This is a genomic window from Pseudomonas sp. FSO-7, assembly GCF_059579345.1.
In genome coordinates, this window is sequence record NZ_CM184193.1 from 5,352,699 (window position 1) to 5,377,908 (window position 25,210).

The 25,210-nt window shown below is 60.7% G+C and carries 23 protein-coding genes; 13 read left to right on the forward strand and 10 right to left on the reverse strand.

Annotated features, from left to right (window positions below):
• Positions 1–8: 8 nt before the first annotated feature.
• From AC515T_RS23350 to AC515T_RS23360, 3 genes are all read right to left on the reverse strand, one after another.
• Positions 9–1,106 (reverse strand): amino acid ABC transporter permease, encoded by a 1,098-nt coding sequence (locus AC515T_RS23350; RefSeq protein ID WP_122567180.1) that lies wholly within the window; start codon positions 1,104–1,106, stop codon positions 9–11.
• 10 nt (positions 1,107–1,116) lie between these two features.
• Complete coding sequence (locus tag AC515T_RS23355) at positions 1,117–2,298, reverse strand: amino acid ABC transporter permease (protein ID WP_122567181.1); 1,182 nt, start codon at positions 2,296–2,298, stop codon at positions 1,117–1,119.
• Positions 2,299–2,363: 65 nt separating this feature from the next.
• Positions 2,364–3,395, reverse strand: a complete 1,032-nt coding sequence (locus tag AC515T_RS23360) for an amino acid ABC transporter substrate-binding protein (protein WP_496530196.1) — start codon at positions 3,393–3,395, stop codon at positions 2,364–2,366.
• 472 nt (positions 3,396–3,867) lie between these two features.
• On the opposite strand from AC515T_RS23360, the gene AC515T_RS23365 reads away from it, so the two are divergent.
• The 5 genes from AC515T_RS23365 (at position 3,868) to AC515T_RS23385 (ending at position 9,194) form a co-directional block, all read left to right on the forward strand.
• A complete protein-coding gene (locus tag AC515T_RS23365; protein WP_496530197.1) occupies positions 3,868–4,524 on the forward strand; it encodes an alpha/beta hydrolase in 657 nt (218 codons plus the stop codon).
• 98 nt (positions 4,525–4,622) lie between these two features.
• Positions 4,623–6,086, forward strand: coding sequence for an ATP-dependent RNA helicase RhlB (gene rhlB / locus AC515T_RS23370; RefSeq protein WP_496530198.1), 1,464 nt, complete (start codon positions 4,623–4,625; stop codon positions 6,084–6,086).
• 163 nt (positions 6,087–6,249) lie between these two features.
• Entirely contained in the window at positions 6,250–7,203 is a 954-nt protein-coding gene (locus AC515T_RS23375) for an ornithine cyclodeaminase family protein (RefSeq protein ID WP_496530199.1), read from the forward strand.
• Between the two features lie 149 nt (positions 7,204–7,352).
• Positions 7,353–8,480, forward strand: a complete 1,128-nt coding sequence (locus AC515T_RS23380; RefSeq protein WP_496530200.1) for an NAD(P)/FAD-dependent oxidoreductase — start codon at positions 7,353–7,355, stop codon at positions 8,478–8,480.
• A gap of 87 nt (positions 8,481–8,567) precedes the next feature.
• Positions 8,568–9,194 (forward strand): helix-turn-helix transcriptional regulator, encoded by a 627-nt coding sequence (locus AC515T_RS23385; RefSeq protein WP_496530201.1) that lies wholly within the window; start codon positions 8,568–8,570, stop codon positions 9,192–9,194.
• A gap of 110 nt (positions 9,195–9,304) precedes the next feature.
• On the opposite strand, the gene AC515T_RS23390 is transcribed toward AC515T_RS23385, so the two are convergent.
• Complete coding sequence (locus tag AC515T_RS23390) at positions 9,305–10,081, reverse strand: ABC transporter substrate-binding protein (protein WP_496530202.1); 777 nt, start codon at positions 10,079–10,081, stop codon at positions 9,305–9,307.
• Between AC515T_RS23390 and AC515T_RS23395 the strand changes: the two genes are divergently transcribed.
• Positions 10,080–10,214 carry a hypothetical protein gene (locus AC515T_RS23395; protein ID WP_496530203.1) on the forward strand — a complete coding sequence of 45 codons (135 nt, stop codon included), beginning with the start codon at positions 10,080–10,082 and terminating at the stop codon, positions 10,212–10,214. The two genes, AC515T_RS23390 and AC515T_RS23395, sit on opposite strands and share 2 nt — an antisense overlap.
• A 136-nt stretch (positions 10,215–10,350) precedes the next feature.
• Here the strand turns inward: AC515T_RS23395 and moaE are convergent, their stop codons facing one another.
• The 5 genes from moaE to AC515T_RS23420 form a co-directional block, all read right to left on the reverse strand.
• On the reverse strand, positions 10,351–10,803 hold the full coding sequence (moaE, locus tag AC515T_RS23400) for a molybdopterin synthase catalytic subunit MoaE (protein ID WP_496530204.1): 453 nt from the start codon (positions 10,801–10,803) through the stop codon (positions 10,351–10,353).
• A 3-nt stretch (positions 10,804–10,806) separates the two neighbouring features.
• Positions 10,807–11,049 (reverse strand): MoaD family protein, encoded by a 243-nt coding sequence (locus AC515T_RS23405; protein WP_496530205.1) that lies wholly within the window; start codon positions 11,047–11,049, stop codon positions 10,807–10,809.
• Entirely contained in the window at positions 11,046–11,519 is a 474-nt protein-coding gene (gene moaC / locus AC515T_RS23410) for a cyclic pyranopterin monophosphate synthase MoaC (RefSeq protein WP_058542774.1), read from the reverse strand. Before moaC ends, AC515T_RS23405 begins: the two co-directional genes overlap by 4 nt.
• A 258-nt stretch (positions 11,520–11,777) precedes the next feature.
• Positions 11,778–13,172 (reverse strand): PhoH family protein, encoded by a 1,395-nt coding sequence (locus AC515T_RS23415; protein ID WP_122566532.1) that lies wholly within the window; start codon positions 13,170–13,172, stop codon positions 11,778–11,780.
• A gap of 336 nt (positions 13,173–13,508) precedes the next feature.
• Positions 13,509–14,633 (reverse strand): polysaccharide deacetylase family protein, encoded by a 1,125-nt coding sequence (locus AC515T_RS23420; RefSeq protein WP_496530206.1) that lies wholly within the window; start codon positions 14,631–14,633, stop codon positions 13,509–13,511.
• 271 nt (positions 14,634–14,904) lie between these two features.
• On the opposite strand from AC515T_RS23420, the gene yaaA reads away from it, so the two are divergent.
• Entirely contained in the window at positions 14,905–15,684 is a 780-nt protein-coding gene (yaaA, locus tag AC515T_RS23425; RefSeq protein WP_496530207.1) for a peroxide stress protein YaaA, read from the forward strand.
• An 83-nt stretch (positions 15,685–15,767) separates the two neighbouring features.
• Here yaaA and AC515T_RS23430 read toward each other — a convergent pair whose 3' ends face one another.
• Positions 15,768–16,022: a hypothetical protein gene (locus AC515T_RS23430; protein WP_496530208.1), complete on the reverse strand. Its 255-nt coding sequence runs from the start codon at positions 16,020–16,022 to the stop codon at positions 15,768–15,770.
• 471 nt (positions 16,023–16,493) lie between these two features.
• Between AC515T_RS23430 and AC515T_RS23435 the strand changes: the two genes are divergently transcribed.
• From AC515T_RS23435 to algG, 6 genes are all read left to right on the forward strand, one after another.
• Positions 16,494–17,810, forward strand: a complete 1,317-nt coding sequence (locus AC515T_RS23435; protein ID WP_305491054.1) for a nucleotide sugar dehydrogenase — start codon at positions 16,494–16,496, stop codon at positions 17,808–17,810.
• Between the two features lie 100 nt (positions 17,811–17,910).
• A complete protein-coding gene (gene alg8, locus AC515T_RS23440; protein WP_496530209.1) occupies positions 17,911–19,392 on the forward strand; it encodes a mannuronan synthase in 1,482 nt (493 codons plus the stop codon).
• 35 nt (positions 19,393–19,427) lie between these two features.
• The gene (locus AC515T_RS23445; protein WP_122566537.1) at positions 19,428–20,597 is read left to right on the forward strand and encodes an alginate biosynthesis protein Alg44; all 1,170 of its coding nucleotides are present in this window, start codon (positions 19,428–19,430) and stop codon (positions 20,595–20,597) included.
• A gap of 15 nt (positions 20,598–20,612) precedes the next feature.
• Positions 20,613–22,097, forward strand: a complete 1,485-nt coding sequence (gene algK / locus AC515T_RS23450) for an alginate biosynthesis TPR repeat lipoprotein AlgK (RefSeq protein ID WP_496530210.1) — start codon at positions 20,613–20,615, stop codon at positions 22,095–22,097.
• 5 nt (positions 22,098–22,102) lie between these two features.
• A complete protein-coding gene (locus AC515T_RS23455; RefSeq protein ID WP_496533184.1) occupies positions 22,103–23,593 on the forward strand; it encodes an alginate export family protein in 1,491 nt (496 codons plus the stop codon).
• Between the two features lie 26 nt (positions 23,594–23,619).
• Positions 23,620–25,209 (forward strand): mannuronan 5-epimerase AlgG, encoded by a 1,590-nt coding sequence (gene algG, locus AC515T_RS23460; RefSeq protein WP_496530211.1) that lies wholly within the window; start codon positions 23,620–23,622, stop codon positions 25,207–25,209.
• The last annotated feature ends 1 nt before the right edge of the window (position 25,210 follow it).

The window sequence follows — 25,210 nt, forward strand, 5'->3', positions numbered from 1 at the left end:
CTACGCTCCTAACGCTTGTGGCCAGTGTCCAGCTTGCGTTCCAAATGCATGGAATAGCGGGACATACCAAAACAGAAAATCCAGAACACCAGGGCGGCGAACACATAGCCTTCAGTGGCCATGCCCAGCCATTTCGGGTCGGCGGCAGCTTGTTTCACGCTGTTGAGCAGGTCGAACAGGCCGATGATGATCACCAGGCTTGTGTCCTTGAACAACGCGATGAAGGTGTTGACGATACCCGGGATGACCATCTTCAAGGCTTGCGGCAGAATCACCAGGCCCATGCTACGCCAGTACCCCAGGCCCATCGCCGCGGCCGCTTCGTACTGGCCCTTGGGAATGGCTTGCAGGCCGCCACGCACCACTTCGGCCACGTAGGCCGACTGGAACAGGATCACCCCGATCAGTGCTCGCAGCAGCTTGTCGAAGTTCATGCCTTCGGGCAGGAACAGCGGCAGCATCACCGACGACATGAACAGCACCGTGATCAACGGCACACCGCGCCAGAACTCGATGAAGGTCACGCAGACCACGCGGATCGCCGGCATGTTCGAGCGCCGGCCCAGGGCCAGGACGATACCCAGCGGCAGCGCGCCAGCGATACCGACAGTGGCGATCACCAGGGTCAGCATCAGGCCGCCCCATTGGCTGGTTGCCACCGTGGCCAGACCGAACACCCCACCGTGCAACAGGCACCAGGCAATGATCGGGTACAGCACCAGGAAGCTCAGGCCGTAGATCGCCTTGCGCGGGAAGCGCGAGATGAACAGCGGTGCGACACCGAGCACGGCCAGCCACACGGTCAGATCTACGCGCCAGCGCAGATCCGTCGGGTAATAGCCGTACATGAACTGGCCGAAACGCTGCTGGATGAACACCCAGCAGGCGCCTTCCTTGGTGCAGTCGGCCTGGGTGGTGCCGACCCAGTTGGCATCGAGGATCGCCCAACTGAGGATCGGCGGGACCACGAGGTAAATCAGGTAGAACGCGAACAGCGTCAGCAGCGTATTGAGCCAGCTGGAGAACATGTTCGCGCGCATCCATGCCATCGGCCCGAACACTTTGCTCGGCGGCGGCATATCAGGTTTGAAAGTATGGGATGTCATGCGCTTTTCCTCACCGCTCGATCAGCGCAATGCGCTTGTTGTACCAGTTCATCAGCAAGGAAATGCTGATACTGATCGCCAGGTACACGCTCATGGTGATCGCGATCACCTCGATGGCCTGGCCGGTCTGGTTCAACACCGTGCCGGCAAACAGCGAAACCATTTCCGGGTAACCGATACCGGCTGCCAGGGAGGAGTTCTTCGCCAGGTTCAGGTATTGGCTGGTCAACGGCGGAATGATCACGCGCAGGGCTTGCGGGATGATCACCTTGCGCAGGGTCGGACCGTTACGCAGACCCAGCGAGTGAGCCGCCTCGGTCTGGCCATGGCTGACCGACTTGATGCCCGAGCGCACGATCTCGGCGATGAACGCCGCGGTATACACCGTCAGCGCCAGGGTCAAGGCCAGCAACTCCGGAATCAATACCCAGCCACCGACGAAGTTGAAACCCTTGAGTTCCGGCATTTCCCAATGCACGGGAGCACCGAAGATCAGCGTGCACAACGCCGGGATTACCAGGAATAGCGCCAGGCCGACCCAGAACTTATGGAACGGCTCGCCGGTCGCTTCGAAACGCTTGTTGGCCCAGCGGGTCATCAGCACGATGGCGACGATCGCCAGCACGACACTGGCCACGAACGGCCAGAACCCTTCCGCCACCAGCGCCGCCGGCATGTTGAGGCCGCGGCTGCTGACAAAGAAGGTGTCGCCGAAGTTATGGCTGTTGCGCGGCCCCGGCATGGTCAGGAACACCGCGAAATACCAGAACAGGATCTGTAGCAGCGGCGGGATGTTGCGGAAAACCTCCACATACACCGTCGCTACTTTGGCGATGATCCAGTTTTTCGACAGTCGGGCCACGCCGACGATGAAACCGAGGATCGTTGCCAGGATCACGCCGATGAACGTCACCAGCAGTGTGTTGAGCAACCCGATGACAAAGACGCGGGCATAGCTGTCCGCTTCGGTGTAGTCGATCAGGGTTTGAGCGATGCCAAAACCGGCACTGCGCTCCAGGAAGCTGAAACCGGAAGTGATGCCCCGGTGCTCGAGGTTGGTCTGCGTGTTATCGAACAGAAACCAGCCCAACGAGATAACCGCCACGATGGTGACGATCTGAAATACCCACGCACGCACTCGTGGATCGCTGAGGCTGAGCCTCTGCTTAGGTGCGCCGATTGAATTTTGCATGAAGTGCCCCGCAAGGAATGGAACAGAACATCACCCGGTGGTTGGCCCACCGGGTGATAGAACCATCAGCGCACTGGTGGTGCGTATTGAATGCCGCCAGCGTTCCACAGAGCGTTCAGGCCGCGATCGATTTCCAGCGGAGTGCCCTTGCCGAGGTTACGCTCGAACACTTCACCGTAGTTGCCGACTTGCTTGACGATCTGTACGACCCAGTCTTTAGGCAGCTTCAGATCCTTGCCGTATTCACCGTCAGCGCCGAGCATACGCGCGACGTCCGGGTTCTTGGTGGACTTGGCTTCGGCTTCGACGTTTTTCGAAGTGATGCCGGCCTCTTCAGCGTTGAGCATGGCATTGCCAGTCCAGCGCACTATTTTCGCCCACTCTTCGTCGCCATTACGCACGACCGGACCCAGTGGCTCCTTGGAAATGGTTTCTGGCAGAACCACGTAGTCCTTCGGCGAAGCCAGCTTGCTGCGCTGGGCGAACAGCTGGGACTTGTCGGAGGTCAGCACGTCGCAACGGCCGGATTCCAGCGACTTGGCGCTTTCATCGGAGGTGTCGAAGGTGATCGGGGTGTATTTCAGGCCGTTGCCGCGGAAGTAGTCGGAAACGTTCAGCTCGGTGGTGGTACCGGCCTGGATGCAGATGGTGGCACCGTCCAGTTCCTTGGCACTCTTGACGCCCAGCTTGTTGTTTACCAGGAAACCGATGCCATCGTAGTAAGTGATGAAGCCAGGGAAAAACAAGCCCATGCCAGCATCACGGGAGCTGGTCATGGTGGTGTTGCGTGACAGGATGTCAATTTCGCCGGATTGCAGCGCGGTGAAACGCTCCTTGGCATTCAATTGGCTGAATTTGACCTTGTTCGCATCGCCGAGCACGGCAGCGGCCACGGCGCGACAGAAGTCAGCGTCGATACCCTGAATCTTGCCGGTGGCATCCGGCACCGAGAAACCCGGCAGGCCATCACTCACACCACACTGCACAAAACCTTTCTTCTGTACGGCATCCAGGGTTGCACCCGCCTGAGCGAACCCGCTGACACCGAGTACTGCTGCTGCAGTCACGACTGCCAGGGTGGATTTCAGTAACTTCATTCAAACCTCCAGTTTTGCTCTTGTTGTGTCGGAGCTCGAGCCCTGTCGCACCCTTATGGGGCATTGCCGACCCTCGTTGGCTTTTTTTAGGGTCAACCGACGTCTGGACTTTCGCTATGAGTCTAATAATGAGGATGTCCGTAAACAGTGGTCATGCCCATCTCTCACCAAACGGCCGAACGGGCTGTAGCCCTTCACGTTCGCGAAGCCCGTAGCGGCTGCTGGCGAACATTCATCACCGGATTTCTGATATCCCATGCGGCGCGTCTAACTGATAGTGTTACCGCGCTGCGTAAGAATCATCACTCAGCTACCCCATAGCAAAGCCCGTACCAGACCGCTGCGCTTAGGCCATGTAAAACACGTCAAGACAAAAACTTTCAACTTTGCGACATCTAATTAACTGAGGCACCGGGGACGCACTGTAATCACGCACTGATTGGGCGCACCCGCACAGATTTGGAGCACAACCATGACCGACCCCTTGATTCTCGAGCCCAGCGGCACTGTTGACGCGTGCGTTATCTGGCTCCACGGCCTGGGCGCCGATCGTTATGATTTCATGCCGGTCGCCGAAATGTTGCAGCAAAGCCTGCACACCACACGTTTCGTTCTACCCCAGGCACCGACCCAGCCAGTAACGATCAATGGCGGCTATGAGATGCCCAGTTGGTACGACATCCGCGCCTTGAGCCCGGCACGGGCCATCGACGAACAGCAACTCGAAGCTTCGGCGCAACGGGTCATCGAGCTGGTCGAAAGCCAGCGAGGCAGCGGAATAGACGCTTCGCGGATTTTCCTCGCCGGTTTCTCCCAAGGCGGCGCGGTGGTCTATCACACCGCCTTCGTGAAATGGCAGGGGCCACTGGGCGGCGTGATCGCGCTGTCTACTTATGCACCGACATTCAGCGATGAGCTGCAATTATCGGCCAGCCAGCAACGCATTCCGGTCCTGGCGCTGCACGGGCAATACGACGAAGTGGTACTCAACCCGATGGGGCGGACCGCAAAAGAGTATTTAAAGCAGCATGGTGTCACCGTGACATGGCAGGAATACCCAATGGGCCACGAAGTGTTACCCGAGGAGATTCGCGACATCGGCACCTGGCTGGCCGAACGGTTGCGCTAAGCGGCCAATCGCCACGCCGGTCCGTTGACGATCCCACTACGCCGCGCCCGTTTCTTGCATTACACTGGCCGGCGTACATTCCTAAACCAATCGATGAGATGACCGTGCTCAAAGCACTCAAGAAGATGTTCGGTAAAAGCGAGGCCGAGCAACTCGCGCCTGGCGCCACTGCGCCGACCCACGGCCCGAGCCGTACCGATGCGCAACAACCGCGCCGGGCGGCCCCCGTTGCACAGGCGAAACAAGAACCCGCCGCCCAGCCTGTTACGCCCCCCGAGCCCGAGAAACCCCGCAACGAAGCCCCCCGGCCGCGCCGCGAACGCGCACCGAAACCGCCGGTCGTCGCTTGGAAACTCGAGGACTTCGCCGTAGAACCCCAGGAAGGCAAGACGCGCTTCCACGACTTCAAGCTCGCCCCGGAACTGATGCATGCCATCCAGGACCTGGGTTTCCCGTATTGCACGCCGATCCAGGCGCAAGTGCTGGGCTATACGCTCGCCGGCAAAGACGCCATCGGTCGCGCCCAGACCGGCACCGGCAAGACCGCCGCGTTCCTGATCTCCATCATCACCCAATTGCTCCAGACCCCGCCGCCCAAGGAACGCTACATGGGCGAACCGCGGGCGCTGATCATCGCGCCGACCCGCGAGCTGGTGGTGCAGATCGCCAAGGACGCCGCCGACCTGACCAAGTACACCGGCTTGAACGTCATGACGTTCGTCGGCGGCATGGATTTCGACAAGCAGCTCAAGCACCTCGAAGCCCGCCATTGCGACATCCTGGTCGCCACGCCGGGCCGCCTGCTGGACTTCAACCAGCGCGGCGACGTGCACCTGGACATGGTCGAAGTGATGGTGCTGGACGAAGCCGACCGCATGCTCGACATGGGCTTCATCCCGCAAGTGCGCCAGATCATTCGCCAGACCCCACCGAAAAGCGAACGCCAGACCCTGCTGTTCTCCGCCACCTTCACCGAGGACGTGATGAACCTGGCGAAGCAGTGGACCACCGACCCGGCCATCGTCGAGATCGAAGCCGAGAACGTTGCCAGCGAAAACGTCGAGCAGCATATCTATGCGGTGGCCGGTGCCGACAAGTACAAGCTGCTCTACAACCTGGTCAACGACAACGGTTGGGAACGGGTGATGGTGTTCGCCAACCGCAAGGACGAAGTGCGGCGTATCGAAGAACGCCTGGTGCGCGATGGCGTCAACGCGGCCCAGCTCTCGGGCGACGTGCCCCAGCACAAGCGCATCAAGACCCTCGAAGGTTTCCGCGAGGGCAAGATCCGCGTGCTGGTGGCCACCGACGTGGCCGGTCGTGGCATCCACATCGACGGCATCAGCCACGTGATCAACTTCACCCTGCCGGAAGTACCGGACGACTACGTGCACCGGATTGGCCGGACCGGTCGTGCCGGGGCCGCCGGGGTTTCGATCAGCTTCGCCGGTGAAGATGACTCCTACCAGCTGCCGTCGATCGAGGCGTTGCTGGGTCGCAAGATCAGTTGTGAAATGCCGCCGACCCATCTGTTGCGACCGGTCGAGCGCAAGCGCCCTTAGCATCGAGATCGACGCAGAGCGTCCATTGAGGCATCCCCACGCAGAGCGTGGGAACGATCAGCGCAGCCAGGACAGGCTGCGCTTTTTTTGCCCTGGGATATTGCCCGATTAAACTAAAAGTCCATAATGGACAAATTAGTTTATAAAATACCCCGGAGCCTCCATGCCCACCACGCCCTATGTGATGACCCAAGCCCAGGCCCGCGAACTGCTCGGGCAAATCGACGTGCCGCACATCCTGCGCCAGCTGTTTCGTGATCTCGCGGCCGGGCAAGCGGTGCAGCCGCCCCAACAACTGGTGGTGTTTCCCCAAGGCGCCGGGGATTTCATCAACTACTTGGGCGTGCTGGCTGAAGACCAGGTGTACGGGGTCAAGACCTCGCCCTACATCGTGCGCGAGCAAGGCCCACTGGTCACCGCCTGGACCTTGCTGATGTCGATGCAGACCGGCCAGCCGCTGCTGCTGTGCGATGCCGCCGAGCTGACCACCGCCCGTACCGCCGCGACCACCGCCGTCGCCGTCGATGCTCTCGCCCCGTATAACGCCAGGCGCCTGGCGGTCATCGGCAGCGGCGCGGTGGCCCAGGCGCACGTGCACTACGTCAAGGACTTGCGGGACTGGCAAGGCATCCGCCTCTACTCGCCAGGCCTGAAGACCAAGTCGGCGCAGGAACGTGCCGCGCTCACTGACCTGGATCCGCGCCTGCAAATAGCCGACACCCTCGAAGCCGCGCTGCACGACGCCGATGTGGTGATGCTCTGTACCTCGTCCGCCAACGCCGTGCTCGACCCGCAGACCCTGGGCAAACCGGCGCTGATCACCTCCATCAGTACCAATGCCCCACGCGCCCATGAAATACCGCCCCAGCGCCTCAACGACATGGACGTGTTCTGCGACTATCGTCAGACCACCCCGGGCTCGGCCGGTGAAATGCTGATCGCCGGCGAACAGCACGGCTGGGAGGCCTCGCGCATCGTCGGCGACTTGCCTGAATTGCTCAGCGAACACGTCGCGCGTCCCGATTACCAACGCCACGTGTTCTTCCGCTCCATCGGCCTGGGGCTGGAGGATGTTGCGCTGGCGAATGCGCTGTACCGGTTGCACCACCACAACTGACACAACCAATTCCCCTGTGGGAGCGAGCTTGCTCGCGATGCGGAGGGTCCGTCACCCCCACTATCGACTGTCAGGCCGCCATCGCGAGCAAGCTCGCTCCCACAGGATTTTCTCCAGACTCCCGGCACTGTGCTCGACAGGAGAGCCTCATGACCTCAGCAGATTTCATCATCATCGGCGGCGGCATTGCCGGTGCCTCCACCGGTTACTGGCTGGCGCCCCACGGCCGGGTCATCGTGCTCGAACGCGAGTCCCATCCGGCCTACCACTCCACCGGACGCTCGGCGGCGCTGTACACCGCCGCCTACGGCACCCCGCAGGTGCGGGCGCTGACCCAGGCCAGCCGGGATTTTTTCGACACCCCGCCGGCCGGCTTCTGCGAGCACCCGCTGCTGAGCCCACGGGGCGAAATGACCGTGGATTTCACCGGCGACCCAGCCGAATTGAACAACCAGTACCTGAGCGCCAAGGCCACGGTGCCGCAGATGCAACTGCTCAGCGCCGATGAAGCCTGTGTGCGGCTGCCGATCCTGCGGCGGGACAAGGTCCACGGGGCGATCTACGACCCGACGGCCTGCGATATCGACACCGACGCCCTGCATCAAGGCTACCTGCGCGGTATTCGTCGCAATGGCGGCGTCGTGCACACCGACAGCGAAGTACAGCAATTGAGCCGCGATGATCAGGGGGTGTGGCAGGTGAAAACCGCCAACCAGGCGTTCACTGCGCCGGTCCTGATCAATGCGGCCGGTGCCTGGGCCGATCACATTGCCGAAATGGCCGGCGCCCGGAAACTGGGCCTGCAACCCAAGCGGCGGGCGGCGTTCATCTTCGCCGGCCCCGAGGGCGTGGATATTCATGACTGGCCGATGCTGGTGAGCCTGGACGAATCCTTCTACATGAAGCCCGACGCCGGCATGTTCCTCGGCTCGCCGGCCAACGCCGACCCGGTGGAACCCCACGACGTGCAGCCGGAAGAACTGGACATCGCCATGGGCATCTACCAGATCGAAGAAGCCACCACCCTGACCATCCGCCGCCCGACCCGCACCTGGGCCGGGTTGCGCAGTTTCGTCCACGACGGGGACCTGCTGTCCGGTTTCGACCCACAGGTGCCCGGACTGTTCTGGGTCGCGGCCCAGGGCGGCTACGGCATCCAGACGTCACCGGCCATGGGCCAGGCCAGCGCGGCGCTGGTACGTGGCGAACCGCTGCCCGAGGCCCTGGCCCGTTTCGGCCTGAGCAGCGCCATGCTGTCACCCGAGCGCCTGGGGTGAGCCAACTGAGGTGACGCATCGCCACGATTGCGGCACACTCCCCGCGCCCCTGTTTCACGGGGCGCTGACGCTGCCTGGAGCCCTGTCATGACCGCTTCGCCATCCGACCCGACGCTGGAAAACTTCCGCACCATCGCCGACGCCATCGCCACGCTGTTCTACCCCCACGCCGAAGTGGTGCTGCACGACCTGCGCAGCCAGAAAGTCGACTACATTGCCAATAACCTGTCCAAGCGCGAGATTGGCGATGACTCGTCCCTGGAAGACATGCTCAGTGAGGACGTCAGCGAACGTAACATCGGGCCTTACGAAAAACTGAACTGGGACGGACAGAAGATTCGCAGCCTCAGCAGCGTCCTGCGCGACGCCCACGGTCATCCGCTGGCGGTGCTGTGCATCAACCTGAATATTTCGCTGTTCGAGAATGCCAAGGCCGCGCTGGATCTGTTCCTGTCGCCGGGCAAATTGATCCCCCAGCCGGACTCACTGTTTCGCGATGACTGGCAGGAGCGGATCAACACCTTCCTGCACGCCTGGATGCGCGAGCGTCAGCTGAGCCTGAACCTGTTGACCCGCGATCACAAACGCGAACTGGTGCTGGCGCTGCATGCCGAAGGCGCGTTCAAGGGCAAGAGTGCGTCCAACTATGTGGCGAATGTGCTGAACATGGGGCGGGCGACGGTGTACAAGCATTTGAAGGAATTGAAGGGCTGAAGTTTTGTATGGCCCCAGGCCTGGCCTCATCGCGAGCAAGCTCGCTCCCACAGGGATCTCAGTGAGCACGGATCCCCTGTGGGAGCGAGCTTGCTCGCGAAGACGGTCAATCAGTCGCCGTAGATGTCTGACTTGAAATACTTGGCCTGGATCTTCTGGTACTCCCCATTGGCCCGAATCCCATCGATGGCCTTGTTCAAGTCCGCCACCAGTTGGGTATTGCCTTTGCGCACCGCGATACCGGCGCCCTCACCGACGTATTTCGGGTCCTTGAGCTCGGGGCCGACAAACGCGTAGCCCTTGCCACGGGGCATCGACAGGAAGTCTTCCAGTGGGATGGTGTCGGCGAAAATCGCGTCGAGGCGACCGGACGCCAGGTCCATGTAGATTTCTTCGTTGTTGCTGTAGCGCTTGACGGTCACACCCTTGGGTTCGAGCACTTCAGTGGCGTAGCGGTCAGTGGTGGTGGCCCGCTGCACGCCCACGGTCTTGCCCTTGAGGCTGGCGTACTGGTCATCGACCACCGCCCCTTCCTTCATGATCAGGCGCGATGAGGTGAAGTAATACTTGTGGGTGAAATCCACCGACTTCTTGCGCTCTTCGGTGATGGTCATGGACGACAGCGCCAGGTCGATCTTCTTCACCTTGAGCGATGGGATCAGCCCGTCGAACTCACTCTCGATCCATTCGCACTTGACCTGCATCTGCGCGCACAGGGCATTGCCGATGTCATAGTCGAACCCTTCGATTTTCCCTTCCGAAGTCTTGGAAGCAAACGGCGGATAAGCCGCTTCGATGCCGATGCGCAGGGTTTTCTCAGCGGCGAACAGACTGCTGGAGGCCAACAGGCTCAAGGCCAGGCCGGTGATGAGGGGGAGTTTGTTCATGATCGATCTCTCGCGGGTTGTTGTTGGTTTGGCAGAGAAAGGTGGACTCGATTATTTTGTACTTATAAATCCATACCGGACTTTAATGTACATATCGTCAATTGGGGAAAGAGGGAAAATGATGGAAGGCTGATAGCCCCTTCGCGAGCAAGCCCGCTCCCACAGAGGCCCTGCGTTGAGCACAAATATTGTGTACGACACAGATTCCCTGTGGGAGCGGGCTTGCTCGCGAAGGCGGACTCACAGCCTCCAAATGACTGCCAGGCTGCCTACTGCTTCCAGCGATCCGCCGCCGCATGATCACTGTCCCGCCCTTCAACCCAGCGCGGGCCGTCGACGGTGTTTTCCTTCTTCCAGAACGGCGCACGGGTCTTGAGGTAGTCCATGACAAAGGCGCAGGCATCGAACGCCGCCTGGCGATGGGCACTGGCGGCCGCGACGAAGACAATCGGCTCGCCCGGTTCCAGGGCGCCGATACGGTGCAGCACCTCCAGCTTGAGCAGCGGCCAGCGCCGCTCGGCCTCGGTGGCGATCTTGCCCAGGGCTTTTTCGGTCATGCCCGGGTAATGCTCCAGGAACATCCCGGACACATCGAGGCCGTCATTGAAATCACGCACGTAGCCGACAAAGCTCACCACCGCCCCCACGCCGACATTGGCCGCGTGCATCGCGTTGACTTCGACCCCTGCGTCGAACGGTTCGACCTGCACACGAATCGCCATGATTCAGCCTCCGGTCACAGTGGGGAAGAACGCGACTTCGTCACCGTCCGCCAACGGCTCATCGAGCTGGCACAGGTCTTCGTTGCGCGCGCACATCAGGTTCTGCTCCTTCAGCACGTCGGCACCGTCACGCTGGGCAAGCAGTACACGCACATCGTCGACCGTGGCGAAATCGCCTTCCACCTTTACCGAATCCACGCCAAGCGCTTCACGGTAACGGGCAAAGAACTTCACGGTAATCTTCATGACGCATCCGCCTGGAAATGGCCGCTCTTGCCGCCGAGCTTCTCCAGCACTCGCACGCCTTCGATGGTCATGCCGCGATCCACGGCCTTGCACATGTCGTAGATGGTCAGCGCGGCGACGCTGGCGGCGGTGAGGGCCTCCATTTCCACGCCGGTCTGCCCCGACAGTTTGCAGCGGGCGACGATGCGCACCCGGTCCTCGCCCTCGGCGTTGAGCTCGACCTTGACGCCGGTGAGCAGCAGCGGGTGACAGAGCGGAATCAGGTCGCTGGTTTTCTTCGCAGCCTGGATGCCAGCAATGCGCGCAACGGCAAACACATCGCCCTTGGGGTGACCGCCGCTGACGATCATCTGCAGCGTATCGGGCAGCATGCGCACAAAGGCCTCGGCCGTGGCTTCACGGAACGTCACGGCCTTGTCGGTCACGTCGACCATATTGGCGCGACCTTGGGAATCGAGATGAGTCAGCACAGGGTTACTCCTGATCGGGAATGTCGATTGTAAACCTGTGGGTCAGATTCCGGCAGGGTTGATTGTCACACCCACTTGCGCCCTGGATTCGGAAGTCACTGCAAAACCCCTGTGGGAGCGAGCTTGCTCGCGATGGCGGTGGGTCAGGCAGCTATTTTTATCTGATGCACCGCTATCGCGAGCAAGCTCGCTCCCACAGTTTTTTTGTACAGCCATAAAAACCGGGCGACCTTGAGGTCGCCCGGTTGTGATGGTCGGTTACAGGTGAGATTCGGCGTATTCGGCCAGGATTGAGCGCGGTACGCCCTGCAGGGTGATGTGGACCCCGTTGGGGAAGTCCTTGAAGCGTTCGGTCAGGTAGGTCAGCCCGGAGCTGGTCGCGGACAGGTAAGGGGTATCGATCTGCGCCAGGTTACCCAGGCACACCACTTTGGAACCGGCGCCGGCACGGGTGATGATGGTTTTCATCTGGTGCGGGGTCAGGTTCTGGCATTCGTCGATCAGGATCAGGCTCTGCTGGAAGCTGCGCCCGCGAATGTAGTTGAGGGATTTGAACTGCAACGGCACTTTGCTCAGGATGTAGTCGACGCTGCCATGGGTGCTTTCGTCATCCATGTGCAAGGCTTCGAGGTTGTCGGTGATCGCCCCCAGCCACGGTTCCATTTTCTCCGCCTCGGTGCCGGGCAGGAAACCGATCTCCTGGTCCAGGCCCTGCACGCTGCGGGTGGCGATGATGCGCCGGTAGCGTTTGCTGACCATGGTCTGCTCGATGGCGGCGGCCAGGGCCAGGATGGTCTTGCCGGAACCGGCGGCGCCGGACAGGTTGACCAGGTGGATATCCGGGTCGAGCAAGGCGAACAGGGCCAGGCTCTGGTAGATGTCACGAGGCTTGAGGCCCCAGGCCTCCTGGTGCAACAGTGGTTCCTGGTGCAGGTCGAGGATCAGCAGTTTGTCGACATGGATTTCCTTGATCCAGCCGACGAAGCCTTGTTCATCGATGATGAACTCGTTGATGTGCACGGCCGGCAGGTTGTCGATCAGTTGCACCTGGTGCCAGGTGCGGCCATGGTCCTGGCGGGTCTCGACCTTGCTCACACGGTCCCAGAAGGAGCCGGTCATGGTGTGGTAGCCGTTGGGCAACAGCGAAACGTCATCGACCAGTTGGTCGGTGCTGTAGTCTTCCGCCGCGATCCCGCAGGCGCGGGCCTTGAGGCGCATGTTGATGTCTTTGGTCACCAGCACCACGGCCTGGTCCTTGTTGCGCGCGTGCAGGTCGATCAACTGGTTGATGATGATGTTGTCGTTCAAGTGTTCAGGCAGCACCAGGTTGGGTTCGGTGCGCTTGCTCATCAGGATCGAAAGCAGGCCCTTGGGACCACTCTTGCCGCGCTGGATCGGCACGCCGAGTTCAACGTCTTCCGGGGAGGCATCACCCAAGGTCTTGTCGATCAGACGGATCGCCTGCCGGCATTCGGCCGCAACGCTGTGATGCCCGCTCTTGAGCTTGTCCAGCTCCTCAAGCACGGTCATCGGGATGGCAACGTGGTGTTCTTCGAAGTTCAGGAGCGCGTTTGGATCGTGGATCAATACGTTGGTATCGAGTACATAGAGGATTGGCTGGTTGGAGGAAAGGCTACGTCCGTGGTCATCCATACTCGGTCACCTATGTGGGGGCCATTCGACGCAATACCGTGACAGTGCTGCGCCTCGAGGTAGCCACCGAATTCACCCGCGAGGATTCAGGTGAACTGCACACAATCTGGGTCTTGGAAGACGCCACCTGTGTTGCAGGTTTCGGCGGTCTGACTTCTTGATACTCCAAAAACCATGACAGGAAAAAGCACTTTGACGCTTTTTTGAAGTTTATTTTTCAGAGTGACGAATAACCCTTGGCGTACCGCCGCCGCGCCGTTAAAGTCGGAAGTCCGGTTGTCATGAATGTGTCCCGGTTTTTCCTCCTTCCCCAATGTTTCCGGGCCTTTCCCGGTTTCAGCGAAACGCCTCCTGACAGTCCGCCCAACCGATCCCGCTCTGCGCCGTCTGCGTCATGAGCCAGGGCATCGCCGTTTTCACCCCATCCTGCTTGGCGTTGAAATTGATCACCCCGTGGCGCCACAACAGCATCAGGGTCAGCACACGCTGGGCGCTTTGCTCAGGCTTGAGCCGATTGCCGCTGTCCTGGGGGTCGATATCCCACAGCGCCACCTGCAAGCCCTGCTGCCGGAAAAACCCTTCGGCATCGCCACGACGCTGACCTTGGGGCGGACGGAACAGTGGCACGTAGTTCTCGGGCAGCTTGCCCTTGACCAGCTCGACACTGCGCCGGACCGAGTCTTGCCAGTCCTGCCAATGGCTGTGGGAACGGAACTCCCAGCCCTGCACCCCCACGCACTGTCCCGCATACAACATCTGGAGACTGTTGACCGAGCGCTCTTCCAACCGCGCCTGGATGTCCTTGCCCAGCACGAAGAAGGTGCCGTTCATGTTCGCCTTGCGCAGGTATTCGGTCAGCCATGGGGTGTTGTCCGGCACGACGTTGGCGGCGCTGTCGAAGGTCAGCAGGAACAGCCGGTCGTTCATGTCTTCGCCGTTGCGTTCGTAATCGCCAAAACGAGCAATTTCACTGCTGGTTTGCGGAAAAAGTGCGGCTTTACGCAGTAGTTCATCGCGGTATTGGGTATGAAAGATCTGGCTCGGCGCCGCCCATTTGATGTAGTAGGAGTTGTCATCCAGATGGAACCTGCGGGCCTCTTCGCGCAGGGTCGCCATGTCCTCGACCAGGTAACAGAAGGACGCATCCTGATCGCAACTGCGCTGGGCAAAGTTGTAATTGGTCAGCAACCGTTGCCACAGCCGGGCGCGAAGGGCGTCGATCGCGGCCATATTCACCGTGCGCAGCCCCAGGTACTGTTTGAGCGCGATTTCGTCCATGGCATCGACGTCCAGCAGGCCCCGGGCGAACATCAGGATCTCGGCCCGCGAGGCCACGTCGAACAGCGTCGGGCTGGTGAGTTGTTCCGGCCAGGTGCTGCGGTCCAGGGTGGCGACGTCGTTGGGCGCGGCACTGGCGCCCAGGCTCAACAACCAGGCCGATAACAGAAGGGCGATACGCAAAAGGGATGTCTCCATAACGAAACCCGCGCGGCATCATAGCCGATCCTGGTGCGACACCTTCTGGCAAACAGGTCTAATTAGCCTTTGTGGCGAGGGAGCTTGCTCCCGCTGGGCTGCGAAGCGGCCCCAGAATTTTTGCGGTCGCTGCGCAACCGAGCGGGAGCAAGCTCCCTCGCCACAAAAGCATCACCACCGATCACCTATCACCCCAATAGCTGGAGTCCACCCGGACAACCCCCTAGAATCGCCGCACCTTCAAGGAGACGATTGCATGCTGATGGTGATTTCCCCCGCCAAGACCCTCGATTTCGAAACACCGCCGGCCACCGCGCGCTTTACCCAGCCGCAGTACCTGGATCACTCCCAAGAGCTGATCGAACAGCTGCGCGAACTCTCGCCGGCACAGATCAGCGAACTGATGCACGTCTCCGACAAGATCGGCGGCCTCAATGCCGCGCGATTCGGCAGTTGGACGCCAGCGTTCACCCCAGCCAACGCCAAGCAGGCGCTACTGGCCTTCAAGGGCGACGTATACACGGGCCTGGATGCGCAAAGCTTTGGCGAAGCCGATTTCGACTATGCCCAGCAACACTTGCGCATGCTCTCCGGCCTCTATGGCCTGCTGCGCCCACTGGACCTGATGCAACCCTATCGCCTGGAGATGGGCACGAAGCTGGCCAATGCCCGCGGCAAGGACCTGTATGCCTTCTGGGGCACACGCATCAGCGAATGGCTGAACGAAGCCCTGGCTGACCAGGGCGACGACGTCCTGTTGAACCTGGCTTCCAATGAATACTTCTCGGCGGTCAAGCGCAGCGCACTGAAAGCGCGCGTCATCGATACCGAATTCCGCGACTTGAAAAATGGCCAGTACAAGATCATCAGCTTCTACGCCAAAAAAGCCCGGGGCCTGATGAGTCGTTTCGTCATTGAAGAACGCATCAACGACCCTGCGGCACTCCGCCAATTCGATGTTCAGGGTTATCACTTCAACGCACAACAATCGAGCCAGGACAAACTGGTGTTCTTGCGCGATCACGCCCCCGAATAAGGCATAACCTTATATCGCCCCTGATCGGGGGCTTCGATCAAGCCCCGATCTGTCATCTTAGTTCCCCGCCTGTTTCGCCAGTTTCATGACGCCAATAAATCGGCCCACTTCCCTGCTAACTTTTCTTTCACTCGACACTCGTCAGTTTTTTGCGTAGTGGCACCAAAATTTTTTATCGGTAGTGGCACAAAACTATCCCCCCCTCCTAACTCCCCATTAATAAAGGATGAAACGGCCAGTGCCATCATATTGAGGGCAGTGCCATCTTCGATAATATTTCGAAAAATTTCGAAAATCGCGATGAGCGGATCGGAACTATGTGAAATTGCACGGCTCATACCACCCGTAACGATTCTCACGGAGCGTGTAAGAGAAGACTTACATAGGCCGTCGATCCAAGTAACCAAGTTGTCATGGCAATTTAGTGAAACGGTCGCCTATTTGGATCCATCTTATAAAGGACAGGAGATAACGCACCATTACTATCCCCTACAAGGCCAAGGCTGCGCCCCTATAACGTGCTCACCCGAGCACACAAGCTTCTGATTTTGTGGGCTTTTGCCAGGGATCAGAGGTGAGAGACTTTTTGCACGAGCGTTCTTGATAACAGGGACTGGCTGCATAACAGGGCAGGTCATAACAACTAGGCCGCTTTGCGCACAACTTGAGTGCACTTATTTAGACACTCGGAACTTAGTATGCCTGCACACGGCACTGTGGCGCCTGCATTCCACACTTCCGAGTGCTCGATGACCGCTGAACACTATTAACTCCGGCCATTTAATGGCGTGAAAACAGAGGTAAATGCGATGCGCATTAGCATATTTGGTTTGGGTTACGTCGGTGCAGTATGTGCCGGTTGCCTGTCTGCACGGGGCCATGATGTAGTTGGCGTAGATGTCGCCAAAGACAAAATCGACATGATCAACGCCGGCAAATCGCCCATCGTTGAACCGGGTCTTGGTGAGCTGTTGGCGCAAGGCATTCAAACAGGCCGACTGCGCGGCACGACCAACTTCGCCGAAGCCATTCGTGATACTGACTTGTCGATGATTTGTGTCGGTACACCGAGCAAAAAGAACGGCGACCTGGAACTGAACTACATCGAAGCCGTGTGCCGCGAGATCGGTTTTGTCCTGCGTGACAAGACCACCCGCCACACCATCGTGGTTCGCAGCACCGTGTTGCCGGGCACCGTGGCAAACGTTGTCATCCCGATCCTGGAAGACTGCTCTGGCAAGAAAGCCGGCGTCGATTTCGGTGTCGCGGTCAACCCTGAGTTCCTGCGCGAAAGCACCGCGATCAAAGACTACGACCAACCGCCGATGACCGTTATCGGTGAGTTCGACACCGCTTCCGGCGACGTTCTGCAATCGCTGTACGAAGAGCTCGATGCGCCGATCATCCGCAAGGACATCGCCGTCGCCGAGATGATCAAGTACACCTGCAACGTGTGGCACGCCACCAAGGTGACCTTCGCCAACGAGATCGGCAACATCGCCAAGGCCGTCGGCGTCGATGGCCGTGAAGTGATGGACGTGGTCTGCCAGGACAAGACCCTGAACCTGTCCCAGTACTACATGCGCCCAGGCTTCGCCTTCGGCGGCTCCTGCCTGCCCAAGGACGTTCGCGCCCTGACCTATCGCGCCGGCGCCCTGGACGTGCAAGCACCGCTGCTCAACTCGCTGATGCGCAGCAACGAGTCCCAGGTGCAGAACGCCTTCGACATCGTTTCCAGCCACGACAAGCGCAAAGTCGCCCTGCTGGGCCTGAGCTTCAAGGCCGGTACCGACGACCTGCGTGAAAGCCCGCTGGTGGAACTGGCGGAAATGCTGATCGGCAAGGGTTTCGACCTGAAGATCTATGACAGCAACGTCGAATACGCCCGCGTCCACGGTGCGAACAAGGATTACATCGAGTCGAAGATTCCTCACGTCTCGTCCTTGCTCAACGCCGACTTCGACTCGGTGATCGACAGCTCCGACATCATCATCCTGGGCAACCGCGACGAGAAGTTCCGCGCGCTGACCGAAAACGTACCGGAAGGCAAGCAGGTCATCGACCTGGTCGGCTTCATGTCCAAGGCCACCAACCCGAGTGGCCGGACCGAAGGCATCTGCTGGTAAGTCTGTTTGCCGGCCGGGGCATGCCCCGGCCGGCCTTTCGCCTGCCTTAACCCATCGGGCCGCCCACAAGGCCCGCCCGAGATAGAGACGGATGCAGATTATGCACAGGCTAAAGCACGGCCTGCTTCAGGCCGCCGGTTGGCTGTTTTACTTGAGTTTATTGATGGGCATCGCCATGGCGCTGCCCACGTCCACGTTCGACTCCGAATCCAAGGATTTCATCTTCCTGATCGGCGCCGTGGGCATCTGGCGTTACTCCATGGGAGCAACGCATTTCGTGCGCGGCATGATCTTCCTGTACATCGTCTACCCACACCTGCGCCGCAAGGTCCGCAAGCTGGGCAAGGCGGCGGATCCGTCCCACGCGTACCTGATGGTCACCAGCTTCCGGATCGACGCGCTGACCACTGCACAGGTGTATGGCTCGGTGATCCGCGAGGCCATCGACTGCGGGCTGCCCACCACCGTGGTCTGCTCCATCGTGGAAATGTCCGACGAGCTGCTGGTCAAGAGCCTCTGGGCCCGCATGAACCCGCCTGAGCGGGTCAAGCTGGATTTCGTGCGCATCCCTGGCACCGGCAAGCGTGACGGCCTGGCCTACGGCTTCCGCGCCATCTCCCGCCACCTGCCGGACGACCGCGCCGTGGTCGCCGTGATCGATGGCGACACCGTGCTCGCCGAAGGCGTCGTGCGCAAGACCGTGCCGTGGTTCCAGCTGTTCGGCAACGTCGGCGGCCTGACCACCAACGAGTTCTGCGAAGTGCGCGGCGGCTACATCATGAGCGAGTGGCACAAACTGCGCTTCGCCCAGCGGCACATCAACATGTGCTCCATGGCCTTGTCCAAGCGCGTGCTGACCATGACCGGGCGGATGTCGGTGTTCCGCGCCACCGTGGTCACCAACCCGGACTTCATCGCCGACGTGGAAAGCGACTCCCTGCAACACTGGCGCCTGGGCCGCTTCAAGTTCCTGACCGGTGATGACAAGTCGAGCTGGTTCAGCCTGATGCGCCTGGGCTACGACACGTTCTACGTGCCCGATGCGGCGATCAACACCGTCGAGCATCCGCCCGAGAAGAGCTTCATCAAGGCCAGCCGCAAGCTGATGTTCCGCTGGTACGGCAACAACCTGCGGCAGAACTCCCGGGCACTGGGCCTGGGCATGCGCCGTCTGGGCCTGTTCACCTCGGTGGTGCTGTTCGACCAGCGGGTGTCGATGTGGACCTCGCTGCTGGGCCTGACCGTGGCACTGATCGCCAGCTTCAAGTACGGCACCGCGTTCATCCTGGTGTACCTGCTGTGGATCGGCATCACCCGGTTCCTGCTGACCCTGCTGCTGTCGTGCTCCGGACACAAGATCGGCCCTGCCTACCCGGCGATCCTCTATTACAACCAGATCGTCGGTGCCCTGGTGAAGATCTACGTGTTCTTCCGCCTCGACCAACAGTCCTGGACTCGCCAGCCCACCCACCTGACCCGTGATCTCGCCAGCTTTCAACGTTGGTTCAACACTTGGTCGTCTCGGACCATGACCTTCTCCGCCGGCAGCATTTTTGTCGCCGTGCTGCTGACGATGGTCTGACCGGACTTGAATGAATTAACTAGGAAATCGCCCCTATGAACACCGCCGTGAATGTCAACGTAGTGCATGAATCCGAAGCCCAGCGCCAACATGCCCGGGTCAAAATCCCGGCCAAGCTGCGCTTCTTCGGTCCCGACCGCACGCCCATGGAAGTCAAGGTCCTGGACCTGTCCGCCGGTGGGTTGTGCTTCAACGCCGGCCAACTGCCGCTCAAGGTTGGCGAGACCTACAAGGCTCGCCTGCAGTTCGTGATCGACAACCTTGGCCTGGCCATGGACGTGGAATTGCAGATCCGTTCCTACGACCGCCAGACCGGCCGCACCGGTTGCCAGTTCCAGAACCTGGAGCCGCGGGACATCTCGACACTGCGTCACATCATCACCTCGCACTTGGCCGGCGACATCGTCGGTGTCGGCGACGTGCTGGCGACCCTGCAGCGCGACAACTTCACCAAGGCTCGCAAGCAGAAAGACGAAAACGGTGGCATGAGTGCCTTCGGTCGCCTGCGCGCCGTGACCTTCAGCCTCGGGATCTTCATCGTTGGCCTGGCGGCGTTCGGTTTCATCTTCAAGTCGGTGTACGGCATGTACTTCGTCAGCCACGCCCAGGCAGGCCTGGTAAACGTACCGGGCATGGCCATCACCATGCCGCGCGACGGCACCGTGCAGAGCCTGGTCAAAGCCGACGGCGTAGCCGCCAAGGGCGCCCCGCTGGCGACCTTCAGCACCAGCATGCTCGATGTGCTCAAGGGTCACCTGGACGACAACCAGTTGCAGCCGGCCAAGGTCGAGGAACTGTTCGGCAAGCAGATGACCGGCACCCTGACCTCCCCATGCGACTGCATCGTGTCCCAGCAACTGGTCGCCAACGGCCAATACGCCAGCAAGGGTGACGTGATCTTCCAACTGGTCCCACGGGGCACCGAAGCCAACGTCGAAGCGCGCTTCTCCTATCGCCAGTTCGGCGACGTGCGCCCAGGCACGCCGGTCAGCTTCCAGGTCGCCGGCGAAGACACCACCCGTACCGGCAAGATCGTCAGCAGCACCAGCCTGAAAAGTGCCGACCTGTCCTCCGATATCCGTGTGCTGATCCAGCCTGACGAACCCCTGGACAGCTCGCTAGCCGGCCGTCCGGTAGAAGTCACCAGCGACCGTGGCCCGAACCTGAACTGGCTGATCGACAAAGCCATGGCCGTCGGTATTTAAGTCGAGGATATGCCCGTGACCATTATAAAAATCCTGAACAGCCCACAGACCCTGTGGGAGCGAGCTTGCTCGCGAAAGGATCCACGCGGTCAGGATGATATGCCGCAAGCGCGTTCCCACATGGGAACACTGTGTGCCCTGGCACTGGCCGTCAGCCTGGCCGGTTGTGCCGGCCTGCCCGACCAGCGCCTGGCCAACGAAGCCCTCAAGCGCGGCGACACGGCGCTGGCGCAGCAGAACTACCAGCAACTGGCCGACCTGGGCTACAGCGAGGCCCAGGTGGGCCTGGCCGACATCCAGGTGGACAGCCGCGACCCGGAGCAGATGAAAAAAGCCGAGGCGACTTACCGCGCCGCGGCCGATATCTCGCCACGGGCCCAGGCTCGCCTGGGTCGCCTGCTGGTGGCCAAGCCCGGTTCCACCGAAGCGGAAAAACACGAAGCCGAAGGCCTGTTGAAGAAAGCCTTCGCCAACGGCGAAGGCAACACCCTGATCCCGCTGGCGATGCTGTACCTGCAATATCCCCACAGCTTCCCGAACGTCAACGCCCAGCAGCAGATCAGCCAATGGCGCAGCGCCGGCTACCCGGAAGCGGGCCTGGCGCAGATCCTGCTCTACCGCACCCAGGGCACCTACGACCAGCACCTGGATGAAGTCGAGAAGGTCTGCAAGGCCGCGCTGGCGACCACGGACATCTGCTACGTCGAACTGGCCACGGTCTATCAGAAACGCGGCCAGCCGGAACAGCAGGCCGAACTGCTCAAGCAGATGCAGGACGGTCACGCCCGTGGCGTCGTCTCCGCCCAGCGCGTGGACAGCGTCGCCCGTGTCCTGGCCGATGCCAGCCTGGGCAAGACCGACGAAAAGACCGCCCAGTCGTTGCTTGAAGGCATCGCCCCCGGCTACCCCGCTGCCTGGGTCAGCCTGGCGCAACTGCTCTACGACTTCCCGGAACTGGGTGACGTCGACAAGATGATGCAATACCTGGAAAACGGCCGCGCCGCCGACCAGCCGCGCGCCGAGCTGTTGCTGGGCAAGCTTTACTACGAAGGCAAGTGGGTCCCGGCCGATGCCAAGGCCGCCGAGGCACATTTCCAGAAAGCCGTTGGCCGCGAAGTGGCCGCCGACTACTACCTCGGCCAGATCTATCGCCGCGGTTACCTGGGCCAGGTGTACTCGCAAAAAGCCCTGGACCACCTGCTCAAGGCCGCCCGCAACGGCCAGAACAGCGCCGACTTCGCCATTGCCCAGCTGTTCTCCCAAGGCAGGGGCACCAAGCCCAACCCGGTCAACGCTTATGTGTTCAGCCAGTTGGCCAAGGTGCAGAACACCCCACAAGCCACCGAGCTTGCCCAAACCCTCGAAGCACAATTACCGCCGGAACAACTTGCACAAGCGCAACGCCTGCTACAACAAGAGCAGGCCATTCGCGGCGCAATGAGCCCCGATACGCTGGAACTGCAAGCCCTAAAAGAAGATGACGGCGAGGAATCTCTATGAAGCTTTTGAAGCTCAACCCTTTTGTGCAGGCTGGTATTGGCCTGTCGTTTGCCCTGCTGTGGTCCTGCCCGACCCTGGCGGCATTGACCGATAGCAAGAATTTCGGCCTGGAAGTGAAGATCACCGGGCAGTCCGAAGATGACCGTGACCTCGGCACCCAGAGCGGTGGCGACGTGAACGGTGTCGGCCTGGACCTGCGTCCGTGGGTCTACGGTGAAAGCGAAAGCGGCGCCTGGAGCGCCTACGCCATGGCCCAGGCCGTGACGTCCAGCGACATCATCGAAACCGACACCCTGCAACAGTCCGACGGCGCCACCCAAGAAACCGACAGCGGCGATCGCGAAGCCAAGAAAAGCTACCTGGCCATGCGCGAGTTCTGGATCGGCTACCGCGGCCTGACCCCCTACCCGGGCGAGCAATTGAAGTTCGGTCGCCAGCGCCTGCGCAATGACGACGGCCAATGGCGCGACACCAACATCGAAGCCCTGAACTGGACCTTCGACACCACCTTGCTGCGGGCCAACCTCGGCGTGGCCGAACGGTTCAGCGAATACCGCACCGACCTCAAGGAACTGTCCCCCAAGGACAAGGACCGCCTGCACGTCTATGGCGACGTGGGCTACCAGTGGATGCCAGGCCAGTGGGCCGGTATCCGCGCCCACCACTCCCATGACAATGGCAGCCTCGATTACCCGACCCCGGGCGAAGCCACCGACACCCTGGACAAGACCCAGAACGGCGACATCTCCTGGCTGGGCCTGGAAGCCAACAGTGATGCCTATAACTGGCGCAACACCAACACCGTCAACTACTGGGCCAGCATCACCGGCATGAGCGGCGAGCGCGACACCGTCAACCCGCTCAACGCCGACGGCACGCGCCCAACAGAAGCCAAGCACAGCGATGACGTCGACGGCTGGGCCACCGACCTGGGTATCCGCCTGCGTCTGGACCCGCAATGGCAAGTCGGTGCGGCCTATGCCCGCGCCAGCGATGAGTACCAACAGAACGGCCTGCAAAGCAACCGCTCGAACTTCACGGGCACCCGCTCGCGGGTGCACCGTTTCGGCGAAGCGTTCCGGGGCGAAATGGCCAACACCCAGAGCGCCAGCCTGTTCGGTTCCTGGCAGTTGCGCGACGAATACGACGCAAGCCTTGTGTACCACAAGTTCTGGCGCGTGGACGGCAACAAGCCGGTGGGCAGCAACGGCATCAACGCCGTGGAAAACAACACCGACGACGTGACCGGCGCGATTCTGTCCACCTCTACCCTGCCGCTCAATGACGGCGACAAGGACCTGGGCCAGGAAGTCGACTTGGTCGTCACCAAGTACTTCAAGCAAGGTCTGCTGCCGGCCGCGCTGAGTCAGTCCATTGATGAGCCGTCGGCGCTGGTGCGCTTTCGTGGCGGCGTGTTCAAGCCAGGCGACGCCTACGGCAAAGAGGTCGATTCGTACATGCATCGCGCCTTTGTCGACGTGATCTGGCGCTTCTGATGCGAATGGCCATGGGAGTGCCCGATATGAACCGCTACCTCAGGAACAGCCAGGCGATGAAAGGTTCGATCAGCCTGTTGGTCGCAGCGATGCTGCTGGCCGGCTCGCCGGCGTTCGCCAACGTTGAACCGGTGGTCAAGCCGGGCAACGTGGTCAAGGAACTGCAACAAGCCAGGACCTACACCGTCAGCAGCGCGCCGACCGCACCGCTGGAGCTGGCCGCGCCGACCCTGCCCGACCTCAAAGGCTATACCGCCGAAGCCGTCGCGGCCAAGATCGTGCGCAGCAAGCCCGGCAAGGTCAGCGTGCGCCGGATGATGCAGGAAAATGCCTTGAAGGACTTCATCGGCGGCGACAACAAGATGGCCGAGTGGGTGGTGCGCCAGCGCGGCATCCCTCAGGCCGTCTTCCTTGACGACGGTTACATGAACCTCAAGGACCTGGCCAAGAAGGCCCCCAAGTACGTGATCGAAACTTCGCCAGGTGTGTACCTGGCGAAGATTCCGATCGTGGTCGGCCAGAAGGGCATCCTGGAAATCGACAAGCAGACCCAGGAATTGCGCCTGTCCCAGGAGGGCGGCTCATTCCTGGTCAACGATGGCCGGATGTTCATCCGCGACACCAAGGTCACCGGCTGGCGCGAAAAGGAAAACGGCCCCGCCACGTTCCGTTCGCCCAAGGAATTCCGTCCGTTCCTGCTGTCCTGGGGCGGCACCGAGACTTACATCGTCAATACCAAGATGGCGAGTTTCGGCTACGCCAACAGTAAGTCGTACGGGGTGAGTATTTCCCAGTACACGCCGAACATGGCCAAGGTCCTCAAGCGCCCGGAACCGACCGGTTGGATCATCGGTTCCGAGTTCTCGGACATGTGGTACGGCTTCTACTGCTACGAAACCAACGATTTCGTGGTCAAGAGCAATACCTACAAAGACAACATCGTCTACGGCATCGACCCCCACGACCGTTCCCATCGGCTGATCATTGCCGACAACACCGTCTACGGGACCAAGAAGAAGCACGGGATCATTATTTCCCGTGAGGTCAACGACAGCTTCATTTTCAACAACCGCAGCTACGACAACAAACTCTCGGGCCTGGTGATCGACCGTAACAGCGTAAACAACCTGATCGCCTACAACGAGATCTACAAGAACCACACCGACGGCATCACGCTTTACGAGAGTGGTGACAACCTGCTGTGGGGCAACAAAGTGATCAGCAACCGCCGCCACGGCATCCGGATTCGTAACAGCGTGAACATCCGCCTCTACGAAAACGTGTCCATGGCCAACGGCCTGACCGGTCTCTACGGTCACATCAAGGACCTGTCCGACACCGACCGGGACATCAAGCTCGACCCGTTCGACGCCCAGGTCTCGCTGATCGTGGTCGGTGGCGAACTGGCCGCCAATGGCAGCGGCCCGTTGTCCATCGACTCGCCCCTGAGCGTCGAGCTGTACCGCGTGTCCATGCTCGCGCCGACCAAATCCAGCGGCATCAGCTTCTCGGGAATCCTCGGCGAGCGCCAGGATGAAATTCTCGACCTGCTGGTGCGCCAGCAGAAAGCCGTGCTGATTGACCCTGTCGAACGCCAGACCGAATTGCGGGACTGAG